The organism is Arthrobacter sp. GW822-FHT05G07, from assembly GCF_058799755.1.
In genome coordinates, this window is the sequence record NZ_JBXALT010000024.1 from 1 (window position 1) to 3,349 (window position 3,349).

Consider the following 3,349-nt stretch of genomic DNA (forward strand, 5'->3'; position numbering starts at 1 on the left):
TCCGGCATAAATTCAACCAATTGATAAAACAATCGGTATCAACAAACTTGGCACACTATTGAGTTCTCAAACAACAGACCCCCCAAAACATCACCCACAGCACACCACAAAGCAGCGCACCCAACAGGGCCATTGGAAAAGAAGAGTTATTTTTTGGCCGCCTACCGAACCGTACACACCTTCCGGCTTTCCGTTTCGCACCCGGCGACTCAGAAAACAATACACGCCCCACACCCCCAACGCAAATCCACCCCCAACCCCACCCCAACCACCCCCAAAACCCCCACCACACCGCCGTCGAACCCTGCTTCTTAGCGGTCCATCAGCTCCCGCATCGCCGTAATCACTGCCATAGGATTCTCCTCAGCCATGAAGTGACCTGTGTTCAGCGTCATGTGTTTGAGGGCCGGCGCCCACGCGCCCCAAAGTGAAGCGGCGTCGTAGCCCAGCGCCGCACCCCAATCCTGCTGCATCACAGTGACCGGCATGTCCAGGGTGCGTCCGGCGTTCCTATCCGCGCGATCATGCGAGATGTCGATTCCTGCAGAAGCCCGGTAGTCCGCGACGATCGACCACACTGCTTCACGCGATGCCCGCAGGTACTCGTTCCGATACTCCGCAGTAATGGACTCCGGATTATTGATCCATCCGTCCAGGAAGGAGGCGAAGAACGAATCAGCCGTCGCTTCGATCATGGGCTCCGGAATCCCGGGCGATTGGGCCATCAGGTATAGATGCCAAGCCACTTTGGCGTCCGCCCCGCGGAGGATCTCCCACATATCCAACGTCGGGAGCACATCCAAGGCGAGAAGGTGCGTCACGGTTTTGGGATGATCCAAGCCAGCCCGCAGAGCCACAAGGGCACCCCTGTCATGGCCGGCCAAGGCGAACCGGTCATGACCAAAGAATCGGGCAGCCATCACGACATCGGCAGCCATGGTCCGTTTTGAGTACGTCCCCCCGTCTTCTTCCGCGGGTTTGTCACTCGCTCCGTAGCCGCGGAGGTCAGGGCAAATGACGGTGTGATCCTTCGCCAGATCAACGGCGACGTGCCTCCACATCAGATGCGTCTGCGGAAAACCATGCAAAAGTACGACGGCGGGTCCGCTCCCTGCGACCGCTACGTTCAAGTGCACATCGGGTGCTACCGGGACGCGGTGATAGGTGGCGTCGGTCAACAAGGTCAAAGCCATGGGTCTCCATTCGTTGGTGGTTAGTCCACTCTCCCGCTACCGAATCAGCCCTCAATCAGCCGGCGCTCTTCGGCCCGGCTATCAATCAAGGGTGTCGCACCCCCTGAATACGATTGACCTGTGAGCAACCTCCAGATCCGAGTCCTCGGCCCCATCTCGGTGATCGCTGACGGAGTGTCGCGGGAACTCACCAAACGAAGGCATAGGGAAATCATTGGGATTCTCGTGGCACAGCGGGGCCGGGCTATCTCCACGGCATCGCTGATTGAAGAGCTGTGGGATGGCAGCCCGGCAGAAGGAGCCGTGGGAGCTGTCAGGACCTTCGTCGGCGAGCTTCGCCGTATCCTTGAACCGCACAGGCCTCCCCGGACCCCGCCAAGCGTCCTCCTCACCGTCGGTGACGGATATGCGCTACGGCTCAATACCGAGGCTGTGGACGCTTGGGGCTTCGAATCTGTGGTGGCCGCGGCAGTAGGAGCATCTCCTGAGGAGGTGGATTCCCTGTTGTCCACAGCCCTCTCGGACTGGCATGGCGCGGCCTTTGAAGAATTTGCCGAACGGCCGTGGGCCATTTCTGAGGTGAAGCGACTTACGGAGTTGCGTAAGACCGCCGTCGAACATTGCGCAGAAGCGCGGCTGGACTGCGGCCGGCCAGCGGACGCAGTCTCCATGCTCGAAGCACACGTGGAGGGGAATCCCTGGCGCGAAGAAGGGTGGCGCTTGCTGGCGCTGGCCTTGTATGGGAACCGACGCCAAGGTGATGCGCTGGCCGCCCTTCGGAGGGCACGCAGCCAGCTTGTCAACGAACTCGGGCTGGACCCCAGCCCTGGACTGGTTGACTTGGAGCGTCGGATTCTTCGCGGGGATTCGGAGTTGTACCGCTCAAAAACCCAAAGCCTGGCTATGACAGCCACCGCCTACTCACGGGGCGGCACGCGAGTTCAGTTGGAAGCCTCGAATGCCGTGTTGGGCAGCTTGGCCGTCGCCGGCAACCTTCAAACAGTCCGCACCCAACGCCTTGCAGCCATTCAAGCTGCTGCAGACCTTAACGATCCTGAACTCACCGCCCGCATCATCGGGGGCTACGACGTACCTGGAATTTGGACCCGCACGGATGATCCGGCTGCGGCCGCCGTCGTGATAGCCGCCGCGGAGGATGCGCTTGCGGCCAACCCGAGACTCAGCGACCGAAGCCGTGCCCGCCTTCTGGCAACCATAGCCATGGAGTCCCGAGGAACAGGCGATCGGCACCAGGAGGCCTGTGAAGCGGAGTCAATTGCCAGACGATTGGGAGACGCTCAGCTGCTCTGCTTCGCCCTCAGTGCCCGGTTTATGCAAACGTTCGCCGCGGCCGGGCTTGCAGCCCAACGCGCCGATATCGGCCAACAGCTGATTGCAGCAGCGTTCGACGCCGATTCTCCCACCTTTGAGATCAACGGGCGGCTGATTCGTATGCAGGCGTTGTGTGCCATGAATGACATCAACTCGGCCAGTACCGAAGCGGATGCAGTAGACCAGCTGGCCTTAAGGCACCAGAGACCATTGGCCAGCGTGTTCACCCACTGGTTCCGGTGGACTTTCCTTACCAGCAACCTGCCGCCTCCCCTACCGACAGAAATGCCTGGCTTCGCTGACGGAATCGCGGCGTTGGCCACCCTCGGCCTCGAATTGCGCCAGGAGACTGAACTGGGTGGTGCTGAACTGAACAGTATTGAACTGGGTAGCGCTCAGCTGAGCGACGGTGACTTTGGCCCATATGAACGCTGGGTTCGGCCCCTCTTGCTGGTGAGGGCAGGAGCACGTGGCCAAGCGGCCGAAGCTCTTCGGCGCCTTCCGGATCCCCCACATGATCTCTTGCTCGAGGCGACCTGGTGCATCGTGGCTCAGGCAGCCTGCGAAGTGGGTGAGCCTTCTCTGATGCGCAGGGCATTGGCTGCGCTGGAGCCGGCCAAGGGGGAACGCGCAGCCGGAAGCGGCGTAGTGGATCTCGGCCGCGTTGATCACTACCTGGGGCTGCTTGGGGCAGGGGATGTCTCAGTTTGATGGGTGTTTTGAAGGTGTGGGGGTTTGTGGTTTTGGTTGTTAAATGCGGGGAGCCCCGACCGTGGTGGTCGGGGCTTCCCGTGAATGGTTGTCCGGCGGTGTCCTACTCTCCC

At 60.9% G+C, this 3,349-nt stretch carries 2 protein-coding genes; one reads left to right on the forward strand and one right to left on the reverse strand.

The window, feature by feature from the left end; all coding sequences use genetic code 11:
- Nucleotides 1–311 precede the first annotated feature (311 nt).
- Nucleotides 312–1,193, reverse strand: coding sequence for an alpha/beta fold hydrolase (locus tag AC1RJY_RS23965; protein WP_210065673.1), 882 nt, complete (start codon nt 1,191–1,193; stop codon nt 312–314).
- A 120-nt stretch (nt 1,194–1,313) separates the two neighbouring features.
- On the opposite strand from AC1RJY_RS23965, the gene AC1RJY_RS23970 reads away from it, so the two are divergent.
- The gene (locus tag AC1RJY_RS23970) at nt 1,314–3,236 is read left to right on the forward strand and encodes an AfsR/SARP family transcriptional regulator (RefSeq protein ID WP_498603713.1); all 1,923 of its coding nucleotides are present in this window, start codon (nt 1,314–1,316) and stop codon (nt 3,234–3,236) included.
- Nucleotides 3,237–3,349: the final 113 nt, after the last annotated feature.

Coding starts and splice junctions, on each gene's coding strand:
- AC1RJY_RS23965 (WP_210065673.1), bottom strand. CDS start 1,193: ATGGCTTTGACCTTGTTGACCGACGCCACCTATCACCGCGTCCCGGTA.